This window comes from Hydrocarboniphaga sp., from assembly GCF_028291725.1.
Lineage (GTDB): Bacteria > Pseudomonadota > Gammaproteobacteria > Nevskiales > Nevskiaceae > Hydrocarboniphaga.
Map to the genome: position 1 here is coordinate 1 of NZ_JAQGNT010000056.1, position 4,327 is coordinate 4,327.

General features: G+C 65.1%; 3 protein-coding genes and 1 pseudogene. 3 read left to right on the forward strand and 1 reads right to left on the reverse strand.

Features of this window, described 5'->3' with window-relative positions; genetic code table 11:
• Positions 1-477: 477 nt before the first annotated feature.
• On the forward strand, positions 478-774 hold the full coding sequence (locus JWQ90_RS15265; protein WP_299695717.1) for a hypothetical protein: 297 nt from the start codon (positions 478-480) through the stop codon (positions 772-774).
• 9 nt (positions 775-783) lie between these two features.
• Here JWQ90_RS15265 and JWQ90_RS15270 read toward each other — a convergent pair whose 3' ends face one another.
• The gene (locus JWQ90_RS15270; RefSeq protein ID WP_299695719.1) at positions 784-1,125 is read right to left on the reverse strand and encodes a hypothetical protein; all 342 of its coding nucleotides are present in this window, start codon (positions 1,123-1,125) and stop codon (positions 784-786) included.
• Between the two features lie 171 nt (positions 1,126-1,296).
• Between JWQ90_RS15270 and flhA the strand changes: the two genes are divergently transcribed.
• Together flhA and JWQ90_RS15280 are read left to right on the forward strand one after the other, a co-directional pair.
• Entirely contained in the window at positions 1,297-3,339 is a 2,043-nt protein-coding gene (gene flhA, locus JWQ90_RS15275; protein WP_366919514.1) for a flagellar biosynthesis protein FlhA, read from the forward strand.
• A 677-nt stretch (positions 3,340-4,016) separates the two neighbouring features.
• Positions 4,017-4,327 (forward strand): annotated as a pseudogene (locus tag JWQ90_RS15280) (flagellar biosynthesis protein FlhF); the annotation flags it as partial.

Consider the following 4,327-nt stretch of genomic DNA (forward strand, 5'->3'; position numbering starts at 1 on the left):
TGCTTTGCCTCACCTCTGATTTTGTGCTGTTGCTTCCAATCGCTGCTGCCGTTCTGCTTGGACGACTTCGCTCAGCTTCGCGCAACGAGCCGGCCAAACCGCCTTCGGCTTTTCGCGGTCCAACGCCCCAGCTCAGCCGCGTTTTTGCCCCGAGCTGAACTCGATGAGCCGAGCAAAAGTCGGAAGGCAAAAACGTCGGCTGGAGCGCCTTGTTGGACCGCGCTCTGGTTGGCGAAGAGCCGAGCATGGAAAGCAAGCGCCGCTTCTTTGCTGCTGTTTCTCATGCTGTTGCTTGGCTGGATCATGCTTTGCCTCACCTCTGCTTTTCCGTTGTTGCTTCAAATCGCTGCTGCTGTTCTGCTTGGCCGACTGTACTCAGCTTTGTGCAACGAGCTGGCCAAACCGCCTTGGGCTTTTCGCGGTCCAACGCCCTAGCTCACCGGAGGCGGCGTAGCCGACTTCCGGTGCAGCGCCTAGTTGGACCGCGCTCTGGTTGATGAAGAGCTGAGCGTAGAAGGCAAGCGCCGTTTCTTTGCTGCTGTTTCTCGTGCTGTTGCTTGGCTGGATCATGCTTTGCCTCACCTCTGCCTTTATGCCGTTGCGTTCAATCGCTGCTGCCGTTTTGCTTGGACGATTTCGCTCAGCTTCGTGCAACGAGCCGGCCAAACCGCCTTAGCTTTTCGCGGTCCAACGCCAATTTCTCGGATGAATATAGTTACCACAGGTGCCGATATCCATCTGCATACGCTGACTTCCCCGTTGGTAGATATATAGATGTAGGGACTAGCTGACGATCCGGTCTTCAAGTCCCATGGCCCTGGCCGCAGCGTAGCTCATCTGCCAGAGCTTTTGCTGTTGCTGCCATCGGGCTCCGGCGCCTTTCACTTGTTCGCGCAGCTCAGTCTCGGTGTAGTCGATGCGGACCAGGACCGGTTGACTGGCTTTCATCGCGGGCGGCGGGCCGGGGTCCCAGGGCAGTTCTTCTTCCAGCAGTTCTACGGTCTTGAAGCGGCGGCGGGAGTCGGGGTCGTAGCGGTAGCGGACGGCCAGCAGGCGGTCGCCGTATTTGGCCAGCAGTTTCTTGGTGCCGTTGTCGCCGGGGCGAAGGGTCAAGCGGGTTTTCATTCGGCGGCTGCGGCGGGCTTGTTGGCACCTTGCCCGGACTTGGCCGTTGGCGTTGTGATTTGGTTCACGGCGGACACCGGGCGGCCCTCTCCCGCACGCGGGACAGGCGCAACTACCCTGGTATGCGGCTTGTAAGAGCCCGGTGTGAACGAAAAGAAATCGCTGTTCCAGATGTTCCGGGCGGGCGCCTCCAATGGCCTGGGCGCGCCGATCGTGTTGCTCGCGATCCTGGCGATGATGGTGGTGCCGCTGCCGCTGTTCATCCTGGACCTGCTGTTTACCTTCAATCTCGCGCTGTCGATCGTGATCGTGCTCGCGGTGATCTATGTGCTGCGGCCGATGGAGTTCTCGTCGTTCCCGACGGTGCTGCTGATGGCCACCCTGCTGCGCCTGGCGCTGAACGTGGCCTCCACGCGCATCGTGCTGCTGCACGGCCACGAGGGCACGCATGCGGCGGGCAAGGTGATCGAGGCCTTCGGCAACTTCGTCATCGGCGGCCATTACACCGTCGGTTTCATCGTGTTCATGATCCTGACGATCATCAACTTCGTGGTCGTGACCAAGGGCGCCGAGCGCGTCTCCGAGGTCAGCGCGCGCTTCGTGCTGGACGCCTTGCCCGGCAAGCAGATGGCGATCGACGCGGACATGAACGCCGGTTTGTTGACGCGCGACGAGGCCAAAGCCCGTCGCGACGAGGTTCGCGAGGAGGCCGACTTCTACGGCTCCATGGACGGCGCCTCCAAGTTCGTGCGCGGCGACGCGGTCGCCGGCCTGATGGTGCTGTTCATCAATATCGTCGGCGGCCTGCTGGTCGGCACGCTGGAGCACGGCCTGGGCATCGGCGAAGCCGCCAAGAACTACACCCTGCTGGCGATCGGCGACGGCCTGGTGGCGCAGGTGCCGTCGCTGCTGCTGAGCACCGCGGTGGCGATGCTGGTCACGCGCATGTCCAAGTCGCAGGACATGAGCAAGCAGCTCGCCAGCCAGATCTTCGGCCAGGCACGCGCGCTGGGCATCGCCGCAGTGGTGATGGGCCTGCTCGGCATGATTCCGGGCATGCCCAACCTGGTGTTCCTGGGCCTGGCCGCCGGCTGCGCCTATCTCGCATGGCGCATGAGCAAGGGCCGTGAACAGTCGGTCGCCGCCGCGGCGCAGGCCCTGCCGCCACCGCCGCCGAACAAGCCGGCCGAGCTGACCTGGGAAGACGTCGCCGCCGAGGATTCGCTGGGCCTGGAGGTCGGCTACCGGCTGATCCCGCTGGTCGACGCCAAGCAGGGCGGCGAGCTGATGGCGCGGATCAAGGGCGTGCGCAAGAAGCTGACCCAGGATCTGGGTTTTCTGATCGCGCCGGTGCATATCCGCGACAACCTCGAGCTCGCCCCGAACGGCTATCGCGTGACGCTCAACGGCGTGCCGCTGGCTACCGGCGCGGTGCATGCCGACAAGTTCATGGCGCTGGATTCCGGCCGCGCGCTGGGCCCGGTGGTCGGGCTCAAGGGCAAGGACCCGACTTTCGGCCTCGACGCCACCTGGATCGAGCGCGGCGGCCGCGATCACGCGCAGTCGCTGGGCTATACGGTGGTCGATCCGGCGACGGTGATCGCCACGCATCTGTCGCACCTGGTCGGCGGCCACGCTGCCGATCTGTTCGGCCACGACGAGGCCCAGGCGCTGCTCGCCAATCTGGCCAAGACCTCGCCCAAGCTCAGCGAAGACCTGGTACCCAAGGCGATGAGCATGGCGATCCTGGTCAAGGTGCTGAAGAGCCTGCTGGCCGACCGCGTGCCGATCCGCGCCTTCCGTTCGATCGCCGAGGCGCTGTCCGAAGTCGCGCCCAAGACCCAGGACCCGGTGGCGCTGGCGGCGGCGGTGCGTGTCGCGCTCGGCCGGCAGATCGTGCAGGACATCAACGGCATGGACGCGGAGTTGCCGGCCTATACGCTGGCGCCAGCGCTCGAGCGTGTGCTGCAGGACAGCCTTGCCAGCGGCAGTGTCGCGCTGGAGCCCGGCCTGGCCGAGCGCATGCAGCAGTCGATCGCCGACGGCGTGCAGAAGCAGGCCGCCATCGGCCAGCCGGCGGTGCTGCTGGTGCCGGGCCCGCTGCGCCCGCTGCTGGCGCGCTTCGTCCGCCAGACCGTGCCGGATCTGCATGTGCTGGCCTACAACGAAGTGCCGGAAACCAAGCGCGTGCGGCTGCTGGGCGCGATGGGGTAGGGATCGCCGACGCCGCAGGCAATCAAAGGTCGGCCCGCGAGAGCCGGCCTTTTTTGTGGGCGCATGTGTTGACCGCCGTCGCTTGCTGCACCTGTAGGAGCGGGTCATACCCGCGACTGTACCGGTGGAGCCTGAGTCGCGGGTACGACCCGCTCCTACAGTGCCGCGAATCGGGCGCCTGTGCTGATCGATCAGGGTTGCCGGGATCTTGTTCTGTGGGTGCATGGTTGCTGCAGATCAAACCGCCGTTGCTAGCTGGAACTGTAGGAGCGGTCCTTGACCGCGATTGCGCCGGTGCAGCCTCAATCGCGGACAAGGTCCGCTCCTACAGTGCCGCGAATCGGGCGGCTGTGCTGATCGATCAGGGTTGCCGGGATCTTGTTCTGTGGGTGCATGGTTGCTGCAGATCAAACCGCCGTTGCCAGCTGGAACTGTAGGAGCGGACCTTGTCCGCGATTGCGCCGGTGCAGCCTCAATCGCGGACAAGGTCCGCTCCTACAGTGCCGCGGATCGCCGGGTTCTTGACGCGCGGCTGCAAACATCGGCTTCGCGATGCAGGCAGATGACGAAAAACCCGCGCCGAACGCCGCGCAGGGGGCTGGAACAGCGGTTGCACCTAGGGCTCGCCGACGGACCGATCCGCGGCAGTGCATTCCCTACCAACCGCCGGCAGCCCGATGAAGATAAAACGATTTCAGGCGAACACGATGCGCGAGGCGATCCGCCTCGTGCGAGAAGAGCAGGGAGCCGACGCCGTCATCCTGTCCAACCGCCGCATACCCGGCGGCGTGGAAGTGGTGGCGGCTACCGACTACGACGCGGCGCTGGTGCAGAGCGCCGCCCAGCGCACCGCCCATGCGGCCCACGCTGCTGTAGCCGAAGCTCCGGCCACCGTTGTCGAGCCCGGCATCGCGGCGAGACAGCAGGTCGAGACGCCGCGCAATGAAACTCCGCCACCGAGCCCGCCGAGCCGGCCCGTGGGCACCAT